A 23,748-nucleotide genomic window follows, 5' to 3' on the forward strand; every position below is an offset into this window, starting at 1 on the left:
ATGAAACTCAACGAGATCTTCCTCAAAGACGTCGCCCGCTCGATCGAGGGCGTCGTCAAGGCCGACGATGTCGACCACCTGGGCGTCGAGGTCGAGGAGTACGTCTTCACTAACGACGCCGCGAAGGGCGTCGCACCGCTGCTGGAGGAGTACAGCAACTACACGAACGCCAACGGTGTGTGGATCTCCGGCTTCTTCGGCTCCGGTAAGTCTCACCTGCTGAAGATGCTCGCGCACCTTCTCGGTGACGTCGAAGGCCAGGCGTTCCCGCGCGAGAGGGTGAGCGAGAGCTTCCTGGCCAAGACAGAGGATGCGATGCTCATCGCTTCGCTGAAGAAGGCCGCCGCCATCCCAGCCAAGAGCCTGCTGTTCAACATCGACCAGAAGGCGACTCTGATCGCCAAGGACCAGACCGACGCCCTGCTCAAGGTCTTCGTCAAGGTCTTCGACGAGAGCCGCGGCTACTTCGGCAACGACGGCGCTGTCGCCCGGTTCGAGGAGGATCTCGACAAGCGCGGCCAGTACCAGGCATTCAAGGCCGCCTTCGCCAGGCAATCCGGCATCGACTGGTCGCAGGGGCGCGAGCAGACCGCCCTGGAAGGTCACAACATCGACAAGGCGTTCGTCGAGGTCAACGGTGAGGCGAACCCCGGCATCATCGCGCAGTACCAGAAGTCCTACGCCGTGTCGATCGAGGACTTCGCCACCTCGGTCAAGGCGTGGATCGATAAGCAGGAATCTGGCTTCCGGCTCAACTTCTTCGTCGACGAGGTCGGCCAGTTCATAGCCGACGATGTCAAGCTGATGCTCAACCTTCAGACGATCGCCGAGTCCCTGAACACGAGGTGCAAGGGGCAGTCGTGGGTCTTCGTCACCTCGCAGGAGGACATGGACAAGGTCATCGGCGACCGCACCAGGCGGCAGGGAAACGACTTCTCCAAGATCCAGGCTCGATTCAGCGCCAAGGTAAAGCTCACCAGCCAGGACGTCGAAGAGGTCATCAACAAGCGTCTGCTGGAGAAGAACGATGCAGGCGCCGCAGAGCTCATGGCCATCCATGCCAAGGAAGGTGCTAACTTCAAGACGATCTTCGACTTCGTCGACGGCGCGAAGACCTACCGCAACTACGTCGATGGTGGACGGTTCATCAGCACGTATCCGTTCGTCACGTACCAGATCCCGATGTTCCAGGCCGCGATCGAGGGCCTATCCGATCACAACATGTTCGAGGGCAAGAACAGCTCGGTCGGCGAACGCTCGATGCTCGGCGTGGTCCAGGAGGTCGCAAAGCGCATCGGCACCGAACAGGTGGGCTACCTCGCAACCTTTGACCAGATGTTCGCGGGTATCAGCGCCGCACTGAAGTCAGCTGCCCAGAGCGCGATCCTTCAAGCCGAGAAGCATCTGCCCGACCCCGGCTCCGACATCACGATCCTCGCCAATCGGCTGCTCAAGGCGCTGTTCCTGGTCAAGTACGTCGATACCTTCAAGGCCACGCCCCGCAACCTCACCGTGCTTGTCTACGACCGCTTCGGGCTCGACCTCACTGCGCTGGGCAAGCAGGTGCAGGAGGCGCTCAACCTGTTGGAGGCTCAGTCGTACGTCCAGCGCAACGGCAACATCTACGAGTATCTGACCAACGAGGAGCAGGAGATCGAGAAGGAGATCAAGGCGGTTGACATCGACTCCTCGGAGATCTCCGGCAAGCTTTTCCGGTACCTCTCCTCCGACATCCTCAAGATCAACAAGCTCAAGTACGTCAAGAACGGCCAGGACTTCTCGTTCGGCTACAAGCTCGACGACGTGCCCCAGGGAACCCAGCGCGAGCTGACCATCCACTTCATCACGCCCGAGACGAGTTACAGCGACTCCGAGATTGCGGCGCAGAGCATGGGCAGAGACGAGCTGCGGATCTTCCTCGGCCGCGACAAGCGGCTGCTCGCGGACCTGCGCCTGCTGCTCAAGACAGAGAAATACACAAAGCAGCGCACCAACTCCGGTGCCACGCCCTCAATGCAGGCGATCCTCCAGTCCAAGCAGGTACTCAACTCCGACCGCGAGAAGGAGCTTATCGAGCGCCTCCGCCAGGCGGTTGGCAAGGCCCAGCTCATCATCAACGCCGCCGAAGTCACCTCCAGCTCACAGGACGCCGTCGCGCGCGCGGCCGACGGGTTCCAGGAACTCGTCAGCCGGACCTACACGAGCCTCGGCCTGCTCGGCGGCAAGGTGTTCCCCGAACAGCAAGTCACCAGCGCGGTGCAGAACGACACAGGGCTGTTCGACGCGGCGACACTCAGCGCACTCAAGTCGCCGGGCACAGAGATGGAATCCTGGATCATTACCCAGACAGGCCTGGGCGAACAGGTGACGGTCAAGAAGATCGTCGACCGCTTCGAGACCAAGCCCTATGGCTGGGATCTTGGCTCTATCGAAGTCGTTCTGGGATGGCTCGTCGGCAACGGCAAGGCGGCATTCAGCGTCGACTCCAACCCGGTCGTCCGGACTGAGGCAGCACCCCTCATCCGAAACACCGGCAAGCACCATCACGTCGTGGTCGCACCGCAGAAGGCATACGACCACGCGAAGGTCGCCGCGTTCAAGAAGTTCTGCACGGACTTCTTCGACGAGGGCGCCGTGCCGAGCGACTCTGCCGAGTTGGCCGAATTCGGCAAAGGCAAGCTCGCGTCCAGACGCGATGAACTCAATGCCCTCGTCAGTAGCAGTCGGTACCCGTTCATCGGCCAGCTCTCCGGCGTCGTCGCCCTACTTGACGAGGTAATCGGAAAGCAGGTCGACTGGTACCTCAGCGACTTCGACAAGGCCGACGAGCTGCTCGAAGCGAAGGAAGACATAATCGACCCGATCAAGTCCTTCCTCAACGGCCAGCAGGCCAAGATCTTCGACGAGGCTCGAGCTCTCCTTACCGCAAACATGGGAAACCTCGGTTACCTTCCCGCGGGCAGCGACGACTCAGTCAACGCCCTACTCTCAGACGCGAGCGCCTTCCGCGGCTACAAGATGAACCATCTGAAGGCGGAGTCCGATTCTCTGCGGGGGGCGATCGACGACGTCGTCTCTGACAAGCGCACCGAGGTGACGGCGGCGATCGATAGGCGTAAGGCCGAGATCCTCGGGAGCGCCTACTATGCCAAGGCCACCCCAGCCGCGCAGGAGAGCGTGATCCGGCGGATCGACGGCATTCTCGCGCGACTCGGAGGCGAGACTCAGGTGGCGCTCATTCTCCAGGTGGGCGCGAGCTTCGACCAGGACGAATACCCGGAGTTGCTGAGTCGGCTCGTTGCGGCGCAGCAGGGTGGGAATGGCGATGCCCCGCCGCCGAAGCCGATGGTGTCGGTCAAGTCGATCAGTGTGCCTGGCGCTTCGGGCGTCTTGGAGTCCGAGGCTGACGTCGACACCTACCTTGCCAAGTACCGCGCCGCGCTCGTCGCGACCCTCAACGACGGAAAGCGAATCACGCTGTAATGGACACCGCATCACTCAAGTCCTTCGCCACGTCGGCGCGCACGGAACTCATCCGCGAGGTGGGCGCGCGCATTGCAGCCGTGCTCACCCAGGGGTCGCCCGAGCGCGTCGAGCAACAGGGAGCCGTGAGCGCACTGGAGCGCGCCATCGCTGCCGCGGGCGGTGACGACGAGGGCAAGGCCCATGTGGCCGACAAGGTTGCCTACATCTGGTTCAATCGCATCATCGCCCTGCGCTTCATGGACGCCAACGGTTACACGGGCGTCGGCGTCGTCTCGCCCGCAGCCGATCAGGTTGCGCAGCCCGAGGTGCTGGCCGCCGCCAAGCGCAGTCAGATCGACGGCGACGTAGTCAAGGGCGCGAACGCGGCGACCGTCACTGGGTTGCTCAACGGCACCCGCCAGCCGCGCCCGGGCGTCGATGCACAAGCCGAGGCCTACGCGCTCCTCCTCGCGGACTACTGCCGCTACTGGAACCGAGCCATGCCCTTCATGTTCGAGCGTGAGGGCGACTACACTGAGCTCCTCATCCCCGCCAACCTGCTCGCGGAGGACTCCACCCTGGATCGCTCCGTTAACGTGCTCACCGAGGAGGTCTGCCAGGATGTCGAGGTCATCGGCTGGCTCTACCAGTTCTACATTTCCGAGCGCAAGGGCGAGGTCTTCGCCGGGTTCAAGAAGAATAAGAAGGCCGGCGCCGACGAGATCCCTGCCGCCACCCAGCTCTTCACCCCGCACTGGATCGTCCGGTACCTCGTCGAGAACTCCCTCGGTCGCCTGTGGATGCTCAACCACCCCGAGTCCCGAGTCGTCGACCAGATGGACTACTACATCGCCCCGGTCGACGAGGAGACCGACTTCCTCAAGATCAGCAAGCCTGAAGAACTCAAGGTAATCGACCCGGCGTGCGGCTCGGGGCACATGCTCACCTACGCTTTCGACTTGCTTTACGCGATCTACGAGGAGGAGGGTTACGCCCCGTCGCAGATCCCGCGCCTGATCCTCACGAACAACCTCTATGGAACCGAGATCGACCGGCGCTCCGGTGCTTTGGCCGCGTTTGCCCTGACGATGAAGGCCGCGGCCAAGCGCAAGCTGTTCCTCAAGAACCCGGTCGAACCAAACATCGCGGTCCTCGACCCCATCACCTTCACTCCAGACGAGCTGGAATACCTCGTCACGAAGGACGGCGACCGTCACGCGGAAGAGGCGTACTGGAACCAGTTCGCGGACGCCGACACTATCGGTTCGCTCATCCAGCCAGATTCGGATCTCACCGTCCGGCTCGCTGGCCACCTCGCGAAACTCGATGCCGACGGCGACATCCTTCGCACCGACGCACTCAACTGGGCCCAGAAGGCGGTCCGCCAAGCGGAGTTCCTCATGCGGCAGTACTCGGTACTTGTGGCCAACCCTCCCTACATGGGTCGGGGAAACATGGGGGACCTGCTGACGAGCTTCGTAGATTCCCGCTACGACGACTCGGCCTGGGGCCTGGATGCCTGCTTCATCTCCCGAGCTGGCTCGCTGGTGGTTCCCGGAGGGATGAGCGCCCTCGTGACGATGCAGAGTTGGATGTATCTGTCGTCATTCGAGAATCTTCGACGGCGCCTACTTGAGACTAGGGCGATCGCGACGCTCTGCCACCTGGGCACAGGTGTGTTCGACTCCTTTGGTGGCGAGGTGGTTGCAGTTGTCGCGACGGTGTTTCGCCACGCGGCTTTACCTGCGCTGGGAACATACCTACGACTTCTCGGTGAGGAAGACCCGAAACTCGCGGTTCGCGTAGCGGCACACGATCCTGACGACCCGCGGCATTTCGAACGTTCTTCGCACGATTTCCTTGCCCTGCGCGGCGCGCTTCTCGCATACTTCGCAGATGCCTCGATTTCAGACTTCTTGGCTGGTCCGCCTATTCGCAAGTATCTCCAAGCTGGTGTTGGTTCGCAGACAGGTGCCAATGGTCGGTTCGTCCGCTACTGGTTCGAGGTTTCCCGGAGCGACCTAAACGTGGCCGGAAAGGAGGGCATGGATCGAGCTAAGTGGACGCCTTCGACGAAGGGGGGAGAGTTCCGTCGGTGGTACGACCCAACTCTCAGTGTGATGGATTGGCGAGGCAACGGCGGGCTGATTAAGCAGCAGAGCTCGGGGGCTGTGATCCGCAATGCCTCCCTGTACTTCCGGGAGAACCTCTCGTGGACAAAAATCGGCACGCGGATCCCCTCCTTCCGGTACAGCGACGCAAGAGTTGTTCACAACGATGCGAGCTGCTTTGTCGTTGCCAGCAGCACGCCTCTCGATAGCATTTCGGCCTATCTTAACTCCCGAACTGTGACATCGCTCGTGAAGGAGCTGAACCCGACGTTGAATCTGCGGCCCGCTACGCTTCTTGATTTCCCATTCGTCGAGGTGAGTCCGGAAGCGGGCAAGACTTGCCGAGAGTTGAGCAAGCTCGATTGGGATCGCGAAGAATTGTCCTTGGATTTCACGCGGTCCGCCCTCCTGTCGGATGGGCGGCATGGGCGAGTGATCGATTCAGTCGCCGCCGTTCACGCCGAGAGCGCTTCGATGACCGCGGCACTGGCGCACTGTGAGAATGAGATCGAAAGGGAAGTCGCAGAGGCCGCTGGACTGCCCAAACCCGCGGAAATCCCGTGGAGTGAGCACTCGTTGCTTGCAAACCCCAGCTTTCGCTACGGTCCGGGGCGGTCGACGACTGAATACCAGTCGCTTGCTACTGCGGAATTAATTCGCGACTTTGTCTCGTATTCGGTTGGGTGCATGTTCGGGCGCTACGGCCTTGACGAACCGGGGCTGATCCTCGCCGACCGGGGCGCGACCGCCGAGGACTATCTCACGAAGTGCCCCAAGCCCACGTTCATGCCGGACAGCGACAACGTCATCCCGATTGTGGAGGGCAACTGGTTCGAGGACGACATTGTCGAGCGGTTCCGCCAGTTCCTTCGTGCTGCGTTCGGTGAGCAGCACTTCGAGGAGAACCTGCGGTTCATCACCGAGTCACTTGGGGTGAAGAACCTTCGCGACTACTTCGTGAAGTCGTTCTACAAGGACCACATTAAGCGGTACAAGAAACGGCCGATCTACTGGTTGTTCTCTAGTCCCAACGGCTCATTCAACGCGCTGATCTGCATGCACCGGTACACGCCGTCGACGGTCTCGGCGGTGCTGACCTACTTGCGTGAGTACGTGACCAAGCTGGAGTCTGCCCTCCAGCACGCCGAGCGTCTTGGGAACGCGAAGGAGGCGGACCGGCTCCGAAGGATGCTCGTCGAGCTGAACGAGTACGAGCACGTCACGCTCTTCCCGAAGGCGTCTGAGAACGTCCTGATTGACCTCGATGACGGCGTGAAGGCGAACTACCTCAAGTTCGGTGTGGCACTCAAGAAGATCCCTGGATTGGAGGCAGCGAGTGACTGATCTGACCTCCGTCCAGGACGCCCTCCAAAGCCGACTCGCCTCGGAGCGCGTTGTGTTTTGGAACGATCCCGCCGGCGAGTACTCCGCCGACGTCGATGTGCTCGATCTCGGCGCGGCCAACGTCATCCGTGTCGAGGGCAACGAGTTCGGCGCGAAGAATGCAGTTCTCGCCGATCACGTCAGCAGGTACGTCGTCTATCGCTCGGGCGACATCCCCCGCGGGACCGCGAATTGGCTGCTGGATCTCGAACTCGCGTACGGCGTGTTCACGGCCGACAGGGCCTCCATGCTCCAGCAGGAGCTTGGCCTGGGCGACCCCGCCCTGTTGCCGGTGATCGAGCGGCACCAGAAGTTCCTCGCTGCGAACAACCGCAAGCTGGCGCTGGAGAAGCTCCTCAATGAGGGAGACGACGCCGCGCGCCTGCGTGCCAAGATGTGCCAGGTGCTGGTCAAGGCGCCAGGGAACAAGCTCACCGACATCGTGCGGGAACTGTTGGTTGAGAACGCTGTTGGGAAGAGCGCCAAGTTCGAGGATCTCGTCACCTTCGGGCTCGATCAGTTCTTCTGGGATGGGCTCGCGAGCATCTATAAGTACGCGAGCGTGACGCCGACGATCGACGATTTCGTCCTGTGGATGTTCGGCCGCGCCAGCGAAGACTTCGCGTCGGCCACCCCCGACGAGTTCCGCAATATCCGCAGCGACTTCAACGCCCTTCGCTACGACGTCCGCAGTCAGGACACGATGACGACGCTCGCCTCGCGCGCGGCTGACGCACTTGACGTGAAGTCCAAAATAGAGCGTCGCGACTACCGCGAGCTGGCCAGGATCACGATCTTCGAGGAAATCGACCGCAAGGTGATCGTAGACCTTGCCGCTGCGGTCGCTACTCAGTCGGTGACGCCGCGCGAGGTTGCCGACATCGTGCGGCAGCGCCAGGAGAGCCTGTGGAAGGCTAAGTACACGAAGCTCTACCAGGCCATTCAGAGCGCCTCAGAGTTGCTCGCCGCGATTGTTGGCCTCCCGCACATCATCGCCTCAGTCGCCGTCGGGTTGGAGAAGTACCAGTCCGACTGGTTCCGCATCGACCAGCACTACCGCTGGTTCACCTACGCCCACCAGACCGCCGACTTTCAAAAGCCGCTCGAATCGCTCAAGGCCGAGGTAGACAAGCAGTACGCCAACAAGTACCTCTACGTCTTCGGCGGGCTCTGGCAGCAGGCTCTTGAGCCCATGAGCGATTGGAAGTCAGCGACGCTCGCGCCGCAGGCGAAGTTCTTCGACCGTCACGTCGCCCCTGTCGTCAAGGACGGCCGGACCAAGGCAGTCGTCATCGTCTCCGATGGCGTGCGTTACGAGATCGCAGAGGAACTCGCGTCGATGATCCGCGGCGAGGACCGATTCGACGCGTCACTCTCGGCCGTGCTCGGCTCGCTGCCGAGCTACACCCAGCTCGGTATGGCGTCGCTGCTGCCGCAGTCGAGCCTGGAACTCGACCCCGAGGGAATGCCGGTTCTGGCCGACGGGAAGCCGACGAACGGAACCGCGAACCGCGACAAGATTCTGCAAGCTGTCAAGGGGCACGCCATCACCGCTTCCGAGGTCCTCGCCATGCCGGGGAGCGAGCTTCGTGAGCTGTATAAGAAGCACCAGATCTTCTACGTGTACCACGACCGCATCGACGCTGCGGGTGACAAGGCCTCGACCGAGCGGACAGTCTTCGAGGCCGCCGAGGAGACGCTACGCGAGTTAGTGTCGCTGGTGAAGAAGTGGACAAGCGCGAACGCGACGAACATCCTGATCACCGCCGACCACGGGTTTCTCTATCAGGACATCCCGCTGGAGCAGGCGTACTACGTCTCGGAGTCTCCCCAGGGTGACGCGGTCACCAAGACCAACCGTCGCTACGCGCTCGGCCGAGCACTCAAGCCGTCCCCGTCCTTCATGACGTTCACCGCGGCCCAGGCCGGGCTCACGGGACACCTCGACATCCAGATTCCCAAGTCGATCCATCGCATCCCGCAACCCGGCGCTGGCACCCGCTACGTCCACGGCGGCGCATCTCTTCAGGAGATCGTCGTTCCGGTGATCTCGGTCAACAAGAAGCGCAAGACCGACGTTCGTCGGGTCAACGTCGACCTCATGCCCGAGACCGACAAGATCACTACTGGGCAGCTCGCGGTCAAGCTGCTCCAGCGCGAGGCCGTTACGGACAAGATCCAACCGCGTCAGGTCCGAATTGGGCTTTACGTGGGTGAGACGCTGATCTCCGACCAGCCTGTCTTTACCTTCGACAGCGCATCCGACGACCAGCGCGATCGGTACCAGAAGGCCGTGCTGTACCTGACCCAAGACGCCGACGAGTTCAACAACCGGCCCGTCGAGTTGCGGCTCGAAGAGCCGATCTCGAACACGACGCAGTGGAAGTTGTTCTCGAAGGGGAACTACACCATCAAGCGGTCGTTCACGACGGACTTCGACTTCTAGGAGAGCCATGACCAACCTCGAAGACGCACTCGACGAGATCGACGTGCGTGCCGTGGCTGAGGCGACCGACGCCGCGCCGACAAAATCCGCGCTCGACGACAAGATCAACGAGCACTTCGCCGGTGCCGTCGTCCGTAAGGACCTCGTCAAGGCAGTCCGCGGCAACGCCGTGGTGCCTTCCTACGTGCTGGAGTACTTGCTGGGCCAGTACGCGGCCTCCGATGACGAGGCGACGATCCGGGCCGGGATCGACAGCGTGCGACAGATCCTCGCAGCTCACTACGTCAACCGCAACGAGCACATGCTCGCGAAGTCGGAGATCCGCCGCAAGGGCCGGCACCGCGTGATCGACAAGGTCACCGTCACGCTCAACGAGAAGAACGACGTCCACGAGGCGGAGTTCGAGAACCTCCAGATCAAGGGCGTCATCATCGATGACGTCACGGTCAAGCACAACCCCAAGCTCCTTGTCGGCGGCGTCTGGTGCATCTGCGACATCGAGTACTTCCACTCCGACGACCAGCGTGTCGTGCCCTGGATTCTCGACAAGCTCAAGCCCATCCAGGTTGCCGGCGTCGACATCGACCACTACCACGACGCCCGCAAGGCATTCACGACCGAGGAATGGATCGACCTGCTCATGCAGTCGATCGGCCTCAACCCCGAGCAGTTCAACGAGCGCGGCAAGCTCATCGCGCTGACCCGGCTCATCCCGTTCGTCGAGCGCAACTACAACGTCGTCGAACTCGGCCCCAAGGGAACCGGTAAGTCACACACTTTCAGCGAGTTCTCCCCGAACGGCATCCTCATCTCCGGCGGCGAGGTGACGGTCGCCAAGCTGTTTGTCAACAACGCGAGCGGGCGTATCGGCCTGGTTGGCTACTGGGATTGCGTCGCGTTCGACGAGTTCGCAGCCAACCGGCGCGCCAACCAGAACCTCGTCAACGTGATGAAGAACTACCTCGCGAACAAGTCGTTCTCGCGCGGCACGAGCATCTACGGAGCCGAGGCCTCGATGGCCTTCATCGGCAACACGACGCACACCGTGCCATACATGCTCAAGAACTCCCACCTGTTCGACGAGCTGCCCGACGCCTACCGCGACCCCGCGTGGCTTGACCGCATTCACCACTACATCCCCGGCTGGGAGGTCGCGGCGATCCGATCGGAAATGTTCTCCGCCGGCTACGGGTTCGTCGTTGACTACCTCGCCGAGATTCTGCGTGCGAAGCGGTCGGAGGACTTTTCTGACAAGTACAGGGACTACTTCACGCTCGACACCTCGATCTCGACGCGCGACCAGGATGGCATCCGCAAGACCTTCTCCGGGCTGATGAAGCTCGTACACCCGACGGGTGACGCAATCGAGGAGGAAGTACGTGCGTTGCTGGAGTTCGCGGTCGAGGGCCGCAAGCGAGTGAAGGACTCGATCCTGCGGATCGACGCCACGATGCGGGATACTCCCGTCCATTTCCGGTACGCCGACAAGGCAGGCGTGTGGCGCGACGTTGCGACTCTCGAGGAGAGCCAATACCCGACGCTGTACCGGCGGGATTGGGACACCGTTGGCCGCGGCGACGGCGATGGGGGCGATGATGAGGCCACGTCCGTTCCGGTCGCTCCGGAAGGCGGCGACGCACCCGCCGCCGCAGCTCAGATGTCGGCACCCGATGTGCTGCTGACTGAAGGGCACCGGGACTTCTCAGCCGGCCAGAGGGGTGTCTCCTACGAGTCCCTCCTCCTGCCTTACGTTAGCGGCGCATCCAAGATCGTGATCACGGACCCCTACATCCGAATGCCGCATCAGGGGCGCAACCTCGCGGACCTGCTCAGCCTGCTTGCCTCGGCCAAAGACGACGCCGACGAGATCGACGTCGTACTCGTCACCACAGAGGAGCCGAAGGCGGAGTTCAAACATGGCCAGCTGTTGATGCTCAAGTCGATCAAGGATGCGTCCGACGCGGTAGGCGTTCGCCTCGCCGTACGGCTCGACGACTCGATCCACGACCGTCGCATCGAGACCAACCACGGCTGGCGCGTCGACCTGGGCAAGGGCCTCGACATCTGGCAGAAGCCGAGCGACAACCCCTTCGACTTCGGCCGCAACCGTCAGGAGTTCCGCCTCATCGGATCGTCGTTCACGATCCACTACGTGAAGATCCCCGCAGTGAGCCGCGGAGAGGCGGAGTAGATATGTCGGAAGAACGCCCCAACGTCGAACCGCACAGAGGTTGAGCGATGCCAATTCCGTTGACCCTCATGGCTGACGAGACAGCGTCGCTTCGCGCCGCAATGAGAGATGCGTAGGTCACAACGCGCGACTACTACATCGAGACCGCTCGAACCGATCACCTCGATGCTCTCGCGACGCGAGCTCGGTTGTTCGTCGGGGCCGTGCAAGTGCTCAACGACTGGCTCCAGCAGATCGGTGGCTCCGCGAGCTACAACGCCCTCTTCGCGGCCCCGCGAGACCCCGAAGCCAATCTCATCGACGCGTGTCGGTACGCGCGGAACGTCACGCAGCACGCCCTTCACCCGGTCGCCCCTGATCGCCCCAATGCAATGGTCGGCGGATTCTATGGGCTCAGGGCGTACGCGTCTTGGGCGGAGATCCCTGCCGCAGCCCACCAACGGCTGCGGACGAACACCCAGGCATAGAAGGGCCACTTCGACTCCGAGCTGCGGGGCCGCGAAGTCACAGCCACGATGTTCCGGGTGCTCCGCTTCTTTGCACGCGTCGCGCCCGATATCGTCGCACGTGATGCGACGGGAGAATGGGTCGGTTTTCCGCTGCGCAACCAAGCCGGTGTGGCCGCACTCCTGCACCCCGAGGAGTCTAGTGACCACGCTGGCGCTCGTGCTTGGCCTGACGGGCGACGGCCCGGGAGTGATGTACGGGTTGTGTTTGGCCGTCTCACTGCTGACGGAGCGGACTGCCTGGCCGGGTTCACGTTCACGGGACAGCACGCCTTCGTGCAGTTCGTGGAGCCCCGGGACCAGGTAGCAGCCGACGTCGCCCTCGGGTATCGGTGCCGTGAGTGCGCCGAGGCGGGAGCCCCGCTGTCGTTCGACCACCACGGTGAGCAGCTGACGACGGGGAGCAGCGCCGACCACGGGCGCCCGCCCTGGGTCGTCGATCCGCCGCCTCAGTCGGAGAGCGGCACGATCGAGCCGACGATCCCGGAGTAGCTCACGTAGTAGAGGACGCCGTCGCGGTGGAGGACGCCGCGGCCGGGGTAGCTCTCGTCCGGATCGTCGGGCCCGTCGAGGAAGCCCGGCGCCGCGGTGTCGTCGGCGGTGAACCCGTCCGCGAGGAGCGCGGCGCTCCGATCCGGCCACTCCGCGTCCGGGACCGCCAGCTGCCCGACCACGACCGAGACGTCGCCCTGGCCGGTCCACCGGCAGAGCACCCCGTCCTCGGCGATCTCCTGCACGACGGGGTAGTCGACGTCGTACGCCGTCGCCTCGGGCGCGAGGGCGAGACCGTCCTCGGCGAGCGACGCCTCCTCCTCAGCGGTGAGCAGGTCCTCGCAGGGGAGCAGGGCGGTGGCCGGGGTCGCGGTGGGCAGCGGAGTCGCGCTGCTGGCGCTCGCGGTCGGCACGGCACTGCTCGTCGTCGGAGCGCTCGAGACCAGCGGTGGAGCTGTCGTCGGGGCCGTCCCCTCGTCGGCGCTTCCCGTGCAGCCGCTCAGCGCGAGCAGCCCCGCCGCGCAGGCGAGCAGCGCACCGGCGCCCCTCGCGGTCGTCGTCCGGATCATCGCGAGCCCCCTCGTCCGCGGCGGCCGCGTCGCCGCCCCCTCGATCCTCTCCTCCGCTCTCGCCGGCTGTCCACCGCCCCCGGCCGGCGCCGGGGCGACTACCGCTTCGGCCCCGCGCCGATCGCCCAGACCCGCGGCGGCACGGTGCCGTTGACCGCGTGGTCGCCGACGATCCGCGCCTTGAACACCCACGGATTGTGGCTGGCGGCCGTGCGCGCATTGCGCCAGTGCCGGTCGAGGTTCTTGCGGGTGCTCACCCCGGAGGCGCCCAGCGCGTCGAAGAGGTCGGAGGTCGCCCGGGTGGCCAGCTGTGTCAGGACGATCTGGGCCTGCGCCGTCTCGAGCTCGGCGAGGTCGTTCTGCCGCTCGTCCTCGAGCGGGTCGCCGTCGAGGGCCGCGTCGTGCGCCCGCTGCAGCGCGACCGCCGCGCGCTCCACGATCGCCGCTCCCGCATAGGCGGCGGCCGAGACCTGCCCCACCACCTGCAGGATCTGCGGATCCGCCGCGAACGACTCGGCGTTCCCGTGCGAGAAGATCCGGGTCCGCGCCCGCACCTCGGCTGCGATCTCGCGCTCGGCCCCCGCGATCGAGCCCGCCAGCACGGCCAGCAGCACCGCCTGGTAGAACGCGGTCTGGTAGCGGAACCGGGTCTCGAAGTCGATCACGTCCTCGGCCGCGACCACCGCCTCCGTGAAGGTGCTCGTCCCCGAGCCGGTGGTGCGCTGGCCGAAGCCGTCCCAGTCGTCGGCGTGCTCGACGCCCGCCTGGCGAGCGTCGACGATCGCGATCACCTTCTGCCCGGTGTCGGTGCGCTGGGCGAAGGTGTCGATCCAGTCGGCGAAGACGCTGCCGGTGGAGTAGTACTTCGTGCCGGTCACCGTGAACCGCGTCGGGTCGCCCTCGACCGGAGCGACCTTCGTCTGCACGTCGCCGATCGCGACCGTGCCGACCTCGGTCCAGGCGTTGCCGCCGAGCTCGCCGTCGGCGAAGCGCCGGAGCCAGCGCTCGCGGGTCCCGTCGGTCGCGAGCAGCCGGTCCTCGACCAGGGCGAAGTGGCCGCGGAGCGCCTGGGGGAGGTTGGAGTCGGCGGCGGCCAGCTCCGTCAGCAGGCGGAACAGCTGGGGGAGGCTCGCGCCGGCCCCGCCGGACTCCAGTGGCACGCGCACCGCGCCGAACCCGGCGTCCGCCAGCGCTCGGATCTGCGCGACCGGCAGCTCGCGCGCGCTCTCCCGCGCCGCCGCCCCCGCCGCGATCTCGGCGAACAGCGGCCGGAACCGCCCCGCCAGTTCCTCGTAGTCCACCTCGGGCACGGCCCGCACGTCGGTCGCGGTCATCGTCGGCTCCTGTTCCGCTGCGCCCACCCCGGGCGGCTCGTGCTCGACGGTAGGGGAGGAGCCCGGTCCGCGGTCCGCCCGTGACGCCCGGTGTCCCTCCGTGACGCCCGGTGTCCCTCCGTGACCTCCGGTGTCCCTCCGTGACGCCCGGATCGGGGAATGCCTCGCCCCCGGGGCTGTTGGCCCAGGGGATGTCCTCCACCACTCCCGTCCCCCCGTCCGACCCCCGCAGCGTCCTCGTCGTCGGTGCGACGGGCATCGGCGGCTCCGCCCTCGTCGACCTGCTCACCGAGCAGGGGTGGCCGGTGACCGCCCTCTCGCGCCGCCCGATCGACGCGCTCCCCGGCGTCACTCCGCTCGCCGCCGACCTGCGCTCCGCCGAGGACCTGGCCCGCGTTCTCGCCGACCAGCGCCCCACGCACGTCTTCTTCACCGCCTGGTCGCGCCAGGCGACGGAGGAGGAGAACATCGCGGTCAACGGCGGCATGGTCCGCGACCTCCTCGCCGCGCTCGCGCACGCTCCCGTCGAGCACGTCGCGCTGGTGACCGGCCTCAAGCACTACCTCGGCCCGTTCGAGGCGTACGGGCAGGGCGCGATGCCCGACACCCCGTTCCACGAGGAGGAGGAGCGCCTCGACGCCCCGAACTTCTACTACGCGCAGGAGGACGAGCTCTTCGCCGCGGCCGGGCGCGCCGGGTTCACCTGGTCGGTGCACCGTTCGCACACGGTCATCGGGCACGCCGTCGGCAACGCGATGAACATGGGGCTGACCCTCGCGGTCGCGGCGTCGATCCACCGTGCCGAGGGCACCCCGTTCGTGTTCCCCGGCTCGCTCACGCAGTGGAACGGACTCACCGACATGACCGACGCGACGATCCTCGCCGAGCAGATGCTCTGGGCGTCGACGTCGGAGGCGGGCCGTGACCAGGCCTTCAACGTGGTCAACGGCGACGTCTTCCGCTGGCGCTGGATGTGGACCCGGATCGCGGAGCACTTCGGCGTCGAGCCGGTCGGCCCGGGGGAGGAGCCGCAGCCGCTCGAGCAGCAGATGGCCGGTGCCGAGCCCGTCTGGCGGCGCCTCGTCGACGAGCACGGGCTGATCGAGCCCGACCTCTCCCGCGTCGCCTCCTGGTGGCACACCGACGCCGACCTCGGCCGGAACCTCGAGGTCGTCACCGACATCGGCAAGTCCCGCCTCGCCGGCTTCACGGCGTTCCACCGGACGGTCGACTCGTTCACGGCGCTCTTCGACCGCTACCGCGCGGAGCGCCTGATCCCCTAGCGGTTCGCTGCGGCACCCCTCGCGATGAGCACGTCCGGCGAGAGCTGGTGGCGCACGAAGCGGAGGGTGAAGCTGCGGCGGTCTCCTCCGGAGACCCGCTCGGCGAGGACGCGGATGCCGAGGACGGCGACGACGCGCCACTGCTCGGTCTCGTGGGCGACGACGGCGCAGAAGAGGTCGCCCGGGCGCACCTCGTCGACGGTGGTGGTGAGGCTGTTCGTTCCGTGGGTCATCTGGCCGCTCCTGGTTCCGGCGGACCTCGCGGACGGCGCTTCGGGTGCGCCGCGCAGCCGTCCGCCGGTCGCTCGAGAGGGGGGCCCGAGCGGCCGGCGGCCGGTCATGCGTGCGACAGCAGGGACGAGCCCGCCGGAACGACCCCGTGCCGCAGGAGCAGTGTAGGACTGCGACCCTGACCGTGGCGCGGAATGTCAACCACTTGCGAGCGCGCTCCCGGGGTTCTCAGGCCCGGAGACGACGGAACCCGCCTCCCGGGCGGGAAGGCGGGTCGTGTCGGTGTGCGGCGGCGGAGCCTGATCGGGAGCGGCTCCGGCGCGGAGGGTCAGGCGGCGGGCTCGGCGCGGCGCAGCGGGACGGCGGCGTTGCTCGTCGGCTCGGGCACGATGCGGAGGCCGGCGCCGCTGTTGGCGCGCTCCATGAGGGCCTCGACCCACTCCGGGTTGATCGTGGGCTGGCGGCTGCCCTTGAACTCGAACTGGATCGGGATGGTCGGGTGCATCCACACGCCGCGGCGGCCGGTGCCGGCCTGGGGGCTCGCGTCGAGGGTGAGCAGGAAGCGCTCGTCGCGGCGGAACTTGTTGATGATGACGATCTGGAGGTGGGCGAGGGCGCGGTCCTCGACCTCGATGGCGGCGGGGGGAGTGCCGTACAGGATGTTGCCCATGGTGTGCTCCGATCTGACGTGCGAGTGGCTGACGTCCGTCACTCTATATCGCTAGAAAGACTTCCTACTAGTTGAGCTAGCTACTTACTTCGCGGAGTGCGTTTTCTGTCCATCGCCGCCGGACGACTCGATTCTCCGACGGATCCGGGGCGCGGCAGAAGACCCTCGGAGTGAACTCCTGGGGACGCGCGGTCGCGGCCGTGGGGACGCCGGTCAGGCGCGGCGCTGCTCCAGCACGCCGTCGGCGTACTCGCCGATCGGCTCGCCCGCGAGCTCCTGGGCGGCGTCGACCGTCTCGGAGTCGGCCGGGCGCTCGACGATGTCGCGCATCGTCTGCAGGAAGCGGATGACGGTCCCGGCCTCGGAGGGGTTGAGCGTCTCGGCCGCCTCGAGCATGCGGCGGTGCATCTCGTCGAGCGTCTCGCGCACCTCGCGGTGGGAGGTGGGGGTGGCGACGATGCGGATGGCCCGGCGGTCGCTCGGATGCGGCTCCCTGACCACGTGCCCGCTCTTGACCAGCCGGTCGATCAGCACGGTCGTGGAGGCGGAGGAGATGCCGAGGTAGGAGGCCAGGTCCTTCGGGCTGACGTGCACGCCCTTCTGCTGGCGGCGCATGAGGAACTGCACGGCCAGCAGGTCGTTCTCGCCCATGCCCATGGATCCGCGGGTCCGTCGGCGCATCGCGGCCTCCGCCGTGCGGAAGGCGCGCATCGCGGCGAGGACCTCCACCGCTCCGGGCTCGGTCGCCTCACCCGAGAACCAGAAGGCCCCGGGTCGCTTCAGCGTGACCTCATCCATGCCGAACAGTCTAGACAGTCTCGTAGCAAGAACATCTAGACAAGCCAACCTCCCTCGAGGTGCTTGCCTGGAAGGGCGGCGACCACTACGAAGGGACTACTAGTTAGACGAGCTAGTGACTCATTCGCGGAGGGAGCTGCCCGTGCTGGACGAACTCGACCGCCTGCAGCCGCTCCCCGCCGACGTCGTGGATCCGCTGGTCGGCTCCACCCTGGCCGGTCGCTACCTCGTGCTCGAGCGGGTGGGGGAGGGCGGCAGCGCCGTCGTCTACCGCGCTCGCGACCTCCGCCTCGCCCGCCAGGTCGCGGTCAAGGTCCACCGCGACATCCCGGACACTCCCAACGAGCGGGCGCGGCGCGAGCGCGAGATCCGCTTCCTGATCGACTCGCGTCACGCCTCCGTGGTGGACGTCCTCGACCAGGGCGAGATCCCCGGCGAGGAGGGCGACCTCGCGTTCCTCGTCCTCGAGTACTTCGACCGCAGCGACCCGGCGGCCGACTGGTTCGGCTCCGGCGATGAGCGGCTCGTCGCGGAGGTCGGCGCTCAGGTGGCCGATGCTCTCGCGCACCTGCACGCGCAGGGCGTCCTCCACCGCGACGTGAAGCCCGAGAACGTCCTCGTCCGCTCGCGCGCCACCACATCCGGCTTCTCCGCGCACGAGGCCAAGCTCAGCGACTTCGGGATCGCCCGCTCGGTCGACGACGCCCGGCTCACCCGCTCCGACGTGCTGGTGGGCACCGCCGCGTACCTCAGCCCCGAGAGCCTCGGCTCCGGCCCGGTCGGACCGGCGTCCGACGTCTACTCGCTCGGGCTGGTCCTGCTCGAGGCCGTCTCGGGCCGCAGGGCCTACACCGGCACGACGCTCGAGATCTCGATCCAGCGCCTCCACCACGCGCCCGTCGTCCCGGAGTCGGTCCCGGCGGAGTGGCGCGAGCTGCTGACCGCGATGACCGCTCTCGATCCGGCCGACCGCCCCTCCGCCGAGGAGGTGGCACGCCGGCTCTGGGCGCGCCTGGCCGGCGGCCCCGCCGCAGCCCCCTCCCGCAGCGGAGTCACGGGCACGGTCGCCCTCGTCGCCGCGGGCCTGGTCGGCGCGGTGACGGCCCTCTCGCTCACCGGCTGGCTGGGCTGAGCGCCCCGAGCGGTCCTCGTCCGCTCAGGTTCCTCGCGAGCGTGCTCCCGTAGGCTCCGGGCGACCCTCGACCGACCCCGAGCCGCGTCGCCGCGGACCGAACGGAGCCGATCCCATGAGCCCGCGCCGCCTCTTCCGCCTGCTGTCGATCGTCGAGGCGGTGACCTGGACTCTCCTGATCGTCGGGATGCTGCTGAAGTACGCGGCCGGAGCCGGCGACTGGCCGGTGAGCGTCGCCGGGCCGATCCACGGGTTCGCGTTCCTCGCCTACGGAGCCGCGGCCCTGGTGCTCGCGGTGAACCAGCGGTGGTCGGCGGGCGCGACGGCGCTCGCGGTCGTCAGCGCGGTCGTGCCCTACGCGACGGTCCCGCTGGAGCGCGGCTTCGAGCGCCGCGGCCTGCTGGAGGGCCCGTGGCGGACGCACGCGACGGACGACCCGCGCGACCGGCGCGTGACGAGCCGACTCCTCCGCTGGGCGCTCGCGCGGCCCGTGCTCGCCGGGGCGCTGGTCCTGGCTCTGGTCGCCGTGGTCTTCGCGGCGCTGCTGGTGGTCGGCCCGCCCGGGGGCGGCGAGGCCTGATCCCGCGCGCGGCGTGCCTCAGACGGGGCGCGTCTCCGCGTCGATGAGGATCTCGGCGGCGCGACGCGCGTGCAGGGCGGCCTCCGGGGTTCCGGCGATGGCCGCGGTGGTCTGGGCGCCCTCGGCGAGGATCGCGAGCTGCGCGGCGAGCTCGGCGCCGCCTCCCGCCTCCTCAGCAAGGGTCGCGAGGAAGCGCTGGAACGTCTCCTTGTGGTCGCGCGCCATCTCGGCGACCATCGGGTTCGACGAGCCGAGCTCCCCGAAGGCGTTGATGAAGCCGCAGCCGCGGAACGAGTCCTCGGAGAACCAGTCGAAGAGGAAGTCGTAGATCGCGAGCAGCTTGCCGCGAGGTCCGTCCGCCGCGGCGACCCGGGTGGTCACGCCGAGGGTCCACTGCTCGTGCCGGCCGTGCAGGACGGCGACCACCACCGACTCCTTGCTCGGGAACTCCGAGTAGAGGCGCTTCAGCGAGACGCCCGCGGCCGTGCGGAGCTCGTCCATCCCCACGGACTGGATGCCGCGCTCGTAGTAGAGCCGGTCGGCGGCCGCGAGGATCGCCTCGCGGGGAGGGCGCTCGTCGAGGATCGGGGACATCCCTCCATGGTAGGCGGTACCAGAACGGGCGTTCTCGGTCGGCTGCCGCGCTCTCCGCAGGGTGTCGGGGGGTCGGACGCTGCTGCTAGCGTCGCGCTCGGGTGCGCAGGCGCCCGGGGACGGGAGGCGGACGCATGGTCGTCGCGATGCAGGCCGAGGGATTCGACGGGCCGGAGGCGCTGCGCGCCGTCGAGGTCGATCCAGGGGAGCCGGCGCCCGGCAGGGTGCGGATCGCGGTGCGCGCAGCGGGCGTGAACCCGGCCGACGCGAAGCTCCTGCGCGGGATGTTCGGGCGCGGACGGGTGCCGGTCCGGCCGGGCAGCGAGGTCTCCGGAGTCGTGACCGCGGTCGGCGAGGGGGCCGAGGGGCCGCTCGGCCCGATCCGGGTGGGCGACGAGGTCGTGGCGTTCCGGGTCTCCGGCGGCTACTCCGCCGAGCTGGTCGCGCCCGCGAGCGCGGTCCTGCCCAAGCCCGCCGGGCTCGGCTGGGCGGCGGCCGCGGGCCTGCTGCTGGCCGGGACGACCGCCGAGCACCTCGTCGAGGCCACCCGCGTCTCCTCCGGGGACACCGTCCTGGTGCACGGGGCGAGCGGGGCCGTCGGCTCGCTCGCGGTGCAGCTCGCGGTCGCCCGCGGAGCACGGGTGCTGGGCACCACGAGCGAGCGCGGCGAGGAGGTCGTCCGCCGCTTCGGCGCGGAGCCGGTCCGCTACGGCGCCGGGCTGGAGGAGCGCGTGCGCGCCCTGGCCCCCGGCGGCGTCGACGTCGCGCTGGACACGGCGGGCACCGACGAGGCGCTGGACGCCTCGGTGGCTCTGGTCGCCGACCGCTCGCGCATCGCCACTGTGGCCGGCTTCGAGCACGCCGCCCGCCTCGGCGGCATCCTGCTGCTCGGCGGCGGACCGGGAGCCGATCCCGGCACCGCGCTCCGCGACGCCGCCCGGCCGGGCCTGCTCGACCGCGCCGGTCGCGGGGAGCTCGAGGTCGTGCTCGGGCCCTCCTTCCCGCTGACCGAGGCGGCCGCCGCGCTCGCCCTCGTCGAGTCGGGCCGCGCGCGCGGCAAGACGGTCCTGCTCCCCTGAACGAGACGTCCTCCCTCGACCTGCCGGCCCTCGGGCCCTTCGACTCAGCCGGCGCCGCGAGCCTCCTCCGCAACCACGCCCTCCCCGGAGTGGAGCGGGTCTCGGCCGACGGCCGACGCCTGGAGCGCCTGCTCACCCTCGACGGGGCGCCGCGGCCGATCGTGCTCGAGGTGACGGAGACCGGGCTGCGGGTGGAGGCGGAGCCGGACGTGCTGACGCCGGCGGCCGCGGTCGTCCGAGCCTGGTTCGACCTCGACTCCGACGTGGTGGCGATCGGCGCCGAGCTCTCGCGGGACCCGCTGCTCGCCCGCTCCGTCGCGGCCCGGCCGGGGCTGCGCGCGACGCAGTACCCGGAGGCGTTCGAGGCGGCGGTCATGGCGGTCCTCGGCCAGCAGGTGTCCGTCGCCGCGGCCCGGACCTTCGGCGGACGCACCGCCGCGGCCTTCGGCGCCCCGGGGGAGCGCGGTCTCCTGGCCTTCCCCGCACCCGCCGCCCTGCTCGCCCCGGAGTTCGAGGCGCTGCGCTCGGCGATCGGGATCACCAACGCCCGGGCGCGGACGGTCCGGGCCGTCGCCGAGGCCTTCGCCGCCGGACCCGTGCTCGACCGCGCGGGCGACCTGCCGGAGCAGCGGCGCGCGCTCCTCGCGATCCCGGGCATCGGGCCGTGGACGGCCGACTACCTCGCGCTCCGGTTCCTCGGCGATCCGGACGCCTTCCCCGCCGGCGACCTGGTGCTGCGGAAGGCGCTCGGCCGGGTGAGCACGGCGGAGGCGGAGGCGGCGTCGCAGGCGTGGCGGCCGCACCGGGCGCACGCGGCGTTCCACCTGTGGGCGAGCACCGGAGCGGTCTGAGCGGGTGGACGACCCGAGTCGAGAGCCGCGCCCGGACCGGCGGCCGGGACCGGCCGCCGACGGATCAGGTCAGGTACTCGACGTCGTCGTACAGGATCGGCGCGTCCTCGGCATCCGGATCCTCGACCGGGACGTCCTCGTGCTCGAGGATGACCGCGACGCCCGGGGAGACCAGCACGCAGACCTCGCGCTCGCCGGCGACCGTGAAGCTCACCATGTCGCCGCGGTTGCGCACGGCCTCGACCAGGCGCTTCTCGAGCTCCTCGGTGTCGAGGGAGACGGCGAGGAGGAAGCGGCGGCCGTCGATGCTGAGCGTGGTGCGCCGCATCGTCGCCTCGGGCTCGGGAGGCGTGCCGCGTCCGCCGCGGCCCGGCGTGACCGCCTTGACCCGCAGCGACGAGGCGTGCATCCGGATGACGGCGTTCACGAGCCCGCCTCCGGGCGCGACTCGTGGTGGCGGCGGCCGCCGGAGCGGCGGTCCTCCTTCATCTCGGACTCGAAGAGGTGGCGGCGTCCGCCGGCGAGCTCGTCGCGCGCGGCGCGCTCCTGCTCCCGGAACGCGGCGTAGTAGGTGTCGTCGTAGTCCTCGACGATCTGGAAGGTCCAGCGCCCCTCGATGACGTTGCGGCCGACGAGCTCGGCCTCGATCCGCTCGGCGGTCGCGGCGTGGCCGGCCTCGCGCAGCGCGTCGACGGCCTCGCCCAGAGCGAGGTCGGCCGCACCGGTGAGCCGGTGGAAGCCGTAGAGCAGACCGCGGGCGTGCTCGACCGTCTCGAGCGCCTCCGAGAGCTTCCCGAGCGCCGCCACGGTGGCGTCGTCGAGACCCTCCGGGCGCAGGTGCGCGGAGTCGGGGTGGTCGTGTGAGCTGCTCATCCAGGTGAGCTTAGGCCGACCTAAATGCTCTGTGACCCCCTTGCGCCGCCGCCGGGAAAGGTTCGTGCCCGGAGCGGCAGGGCGGTCAGGTGCACGTCGCGGAGCCCTCCGTCGTCGGCGACGGCGGTCAGGAAGGTGCAGGCCGGCTGGCGCCTCCGATCCGTCGGGGAGCCCGGATTGAGCAGGCGGAGACCCGCCGGGGAGACGGTGTCCCAGGGGATGTGGCTGTGCCCGAAGACGAGCACGTCGGCACCCGGATGAGCGGCGTCGGCGCGGGTCTCGCGGCCGGTCGCCGCTCCGGTCTCGTGCACCACGCGGACGTCGAGGCCGGCGACGCGGGCGCGCGCGACCTCGGGCAGGCGGGCGCGCAGCGGCTCCGGATCGTTGTTGCCCCACACGGCCAGCAGGAGCGCCGCCCGCTCCTCCAGCGCGTCCAGCGTCGCCTCGTCGACCCAGTCGCCCGCGTGCACGACCAGGTCGGCCTCGTCGACCGCGCGCCACACCTCGTCCGGGAGGGCCTTCGCCCGCTTCGGGAGGTGCGTGTCGGCGAGCAGGAGGAGGCGGACCGGACCGTCGACCTCGGGTGGAGAGCCGTCGGGGCCGGGCTGGAGCAGGGGCATCAGCGGGCGGGGCCGGGCGTCGGCTCCACTCCGCCGTCGGCGCCGGGCTCGTTCGCGGTCCCGGAGCTGCGGAGGCGGGCGTCGAGCGCCTCGAGGTCGGCGGCGAACCAGAGGTGGTCGCCGCGGTTCGACTCGATGACGAAGGCCTGCAGCGCGCTCGACTCCGCCACCGGCCCGCTGACGTCGCCGAGGATCACCAGCCGCTTGCCGTACGAGACGAACTTCTGCACGAACTCGCCGGCGATGCCGGAGCGCAGGCGGAGGAACTCGGGGTCGAGCCGGCCGACGGGCGCCACGATCGTCTCGACGTCGCCGCCGTAGGTCTCGCCGATCAGCGCGATCGCGTCGTCCGGGGTCGAGAGCGCGCCTCCGTCGTCGTCGACGAGCAGGAGGGGGACGCCCTGGCGGGTCTCGGTTCTCATCGGGCCAGCCAATCACGTCGGCCGGGGAGAGGCGAGCAGTGCCGTCCGGGCCTCCGCTCGGGGCGTCCCCTCCTGCGCCGGTCGTGCTTGCGGGGACACGCCGATCAGGCGTCCGGAC

At 68.0% G+C, this 23,748-nt stretch carries 19 protein-coding genes; 9 read left to right on the top strand and 10 right to left on the bottom strand.

The annotated features are described in order from the left end of the window. The 4 genes from brxC to brxL are packed head-to-tail and all read left to right on the top strand — an operon-like array spanning position 1 to position 11,596. The gene (brxC, locus tag C5C95_RS00920; RefSeq protein ID WP_104323594.1) at positions 1-3,483 is read left to right on the top strand and encodes a BREX system P-loop protein BrxC; all 3,483 of its coding nucleotides are present in this window, start codon (positions 1-3) and stop codon (positions 3,481-3,483) included. Continuing rightward, complete coding sequence (pglX, locus tag C5C95_RS00925) at positions 3,483-6,920, top strand: BREX-1 system adenine-specific DNA-methyltransferase PglX (RefSeq protein WP_104323595.1); 3,438 nt, start codon at positions 3,483-3,485, stop codon at positions 6,918-6,920. The genes brxC and pglX overlap by 1 nt, the downstream gene beginning before the upstream one ends. Continuing rightward, entirely contained in the window at positions 6,913-9,405 is a 2,493-nt protein-coding gene (gene pglZ, locus C5C95_RS00930) for a BREX-1 system phosphatase PglZ type A (protein ID WP_104323596.1), read from the top strand. Before pglX ends, pglZ begins: the two co-directional genes overlap by 8 nt. Before the next feature lie 7 nt (positions 9,406-9,412). Further along, on the top strand, positions 9,413-11,596 hold the full coding sequence (brxL, locus tag C5C95_RS00935; protein WP_104323597.1) for a BREX system Lon protease-like protein BrxL: 2,184 nt from the start codon (positions 9,413-9,415) through the stop codon (positions 11,594-11,596). A 955-nt stretch (positions 11,597-12,551) separates the two neighbouring features. Here brxL and C5C95_RS00950 read toward each other — a convergent pair. Beyond that, positions 12,552-13,163 (bottom strand): hypothetical protein, encoded by a 612-nt coding sequence (locus C5C95_RS00950; protein WP_104350865.1) that lies wholly within the window; start codon positions 13,161-13,163, stop codon positions 12,552-12,554. A 98-nt stretch (positions 13,164-13,261) separates the two neighbouring features. Then, on the bottom strand, positions 13,262-14,497 hold the full coding sequence (locus C5C95_RS00960) for an acyl-CoA dehydrogenase family protein (RefSeq protein WP_104233459.1): 1,236 nt from the start codon (positions 14,495-14,497) through the stop codon (positions 13,262-13,264). Between the two features lie 191 nt (positions 14,498-14,688). Between C5C95_RS00960 and C5C95_RS00965 the strand changes: the two genes are divergently transcribed. Beyond that, positions 14,689-15,780 (top strand): SDR family oxidoreductase, encoded by a 1,092-nt coding sequence (locus tag C5C95_RS00965; protein ID WP_104323602.1) that lies wholly within the window; start codon positions 14,689-14,691, stop codon positions 15,778-15,780. Here the strand turns inward: C5C95_RS00965 and C5C95_RS00970 are convergent. The 3 genes from C5C95_RS00970 to C5C95_RS00980 all read right to left on the bottom strand — a co-directional run bounded on the left by C5C95_RS00970 (position 15,777) and on the right by C5C95_RS00980 (position 17,479). Next, positions 15,777-16,013 (bottom strand): hypothetical protein, encoded by a 237-nt coding sequence (locus tag C5C95_RS00970; protein WP_104225949.1) that lies wholly within the window; start codon positions 16,011-16,013, stop codon positions 15,777-15,779. The genes C5C95_RS00965 and C5C95_RS00970 overlap by 4 nt on opposite strands. 326 nt (positions 16,014-16,339) lie before the next feature. Continuing rightward, the gene (locus C5C95_RS00975; protein ID WP_104224199.1) at positions 16,340-16,681 is read right to left on the bottom strand and encodes an ATP-dependent DNA ligase; all 342 of its coding nucleotides are present in this window, start codon (positions 16,679-16,681) and stop codon (positions 16,340-16,342) included. 213 nt (positions 16,682-16,894) lie between these two features. Continuing rightward, on the bottom strand, positions 16,895-17,479 hold the full coding sequence (locus C5C95_RS00980; RefSeq protein WP_104224167.1) for a MarR family winged helix-turn-helix transcriptional regulator: 585 nt from the start codon (positions 17,477-17,479) through the stop codon (positions 16,895-16,897). Positions 17,480-17,621: 142 nt separating this feature from the next. Here C5C95_RS00980 and C5C95_RS00985 point away from each other — a divergent pair, with 142 nt between their 5' ends. Further along, a complete protein-coding gene (locus C5C95_RS00985) occupies positions 17,622-18,611 on the top strand; it encodes a serine/threonine-protein kinase (RefSeq protein WP_181125505.1) in 990 nt (329 codons plus the stop codon). Between the two features lie 115 nt (positions 18,612-18,726). After that, positions 18,727-19,191, top strand: coding sequence for a DUF3817 domain-containing protein (locus tag C5C95_RS00990; RefSeq protein ID WP_104225947.1), 465 nt, complete (start codon positions 18,727-18,729; stop codon positions 19,189-19,191). 18 nt (positions 19,192-19,209) lie between these two features. Here C5C95_RS00990 and C5C95_RS00995 read toward each other — a convergent pair whose 3' ends face one another. Beyond that, complete coding sequence (locus C5C95_RS00995; protein WP_104224170.1) at positions 19,210-19,785, bottom strand: TetR/AcrR family transcriptional regulator; 576 nt, start codon at positions 19,783-19,785, stop codon at positions 19,210-19,212. A gap of 134 nt (positions 19,786-19,919) precedes the next feature. Between C5C95_RS00995 and C5C95_RS01000 the strand changes: the two genes are divergently transcribed. Together C5C95_RS01000 and C5C95_RS17745 are read left to right on the top strand one after the other, a co-directional pair. Then, complete coding sequence (locus C5C95_RS01000; protein WP_258072602.1) at positions 19,920-20,864, top strand: NADP-dependent oxidoreductase; 945 nt, start codon at positions 19,920-19,922, stop codon at positions 20,862-20,864. A 20-nt stretch (positions 20,865-20,884) separates the two neighbouring features. Continuing rightward, positions 20,885-21,715, top strand: coding sequence for a DNA-3-methyladenine glycosylase (locus tag C5C95_RS17745; protein ID WP_258059774.1), 831 nt, complete (start codon positions 20,885-20,887; stop codon positions 21,713-21,715). A 64-nt stretch (positions 21,716-21,779) separates the two neighbouring features. Here C5C95_RS17745 and C5C95_RS01015 read toward each other — a convergent pair whose 3' ends face one another. Genes C5C95_RS01015 through C5C95_RS01030 form a run of 4 tightly spaced genes read right to left on the bottom strand, consistent with a single transcriptional unit; the run spans position 21,780 to position 23,630 of the window. After that, complete coding sequence (locus C5C95_RS01015) at positions 21,780-22,142, bottom strand: hypothetical protein (RefSeq protein WP_104224172.1); 363 nt, start codon at positions 22,140-22,142, stop codon at positions 21,780-21,782. Beyond that, positions 22,139-22,588: a hypothetical protein gene (locus C5C95_RS01020; protein WP_104224173.1), complete on the bottom strand. Its 450-nt coding sequence runs from the start codon at positions 22,586-22,588 to the stop codon at positions 22,139-22,141. Before C5C95_RS01020 ends, C5C95_RS01015 begins: the two co-directional genes overlap by 4 nt. A 20-nt stretch (positions 22,589-22,608) precedes the next feature. Next, on the bottom strand, positions 22,609-23,208 hold the full coding sequence (locus tag C5C95_RS01025; RefSeq protein ID WP_104323604.1) for a metallophosphoesterase: 600 nt from the start codon (positions 23,206-23,208) through the stop codon (positions 22,609-22,611). Continuing rightward, entirely contained in the window at positions 23,208-23,630 is a 423-nt protein-coding gene (locus C5C95_RS01030) for a DUF4180 domain-containing protein (RefSeq protein ID WP_104323605.1), read from the bottom strand. The genes C5C95_RS01025 and C5C95_RS01030 overlap by 1 nt, the downstream gene beginning before the upstream one ends. Positions 23,631-23,748: the final 118 nt, after the last annotated feature.

Source organism: Rathayibacter sp. AY1B7, assembly GCF_002932735.1.
Lineage (GTDB): Bacteria > Actinomycetota > Actinomycetes > Actinomycetales > Microbacteriaceae > Rathayibacter.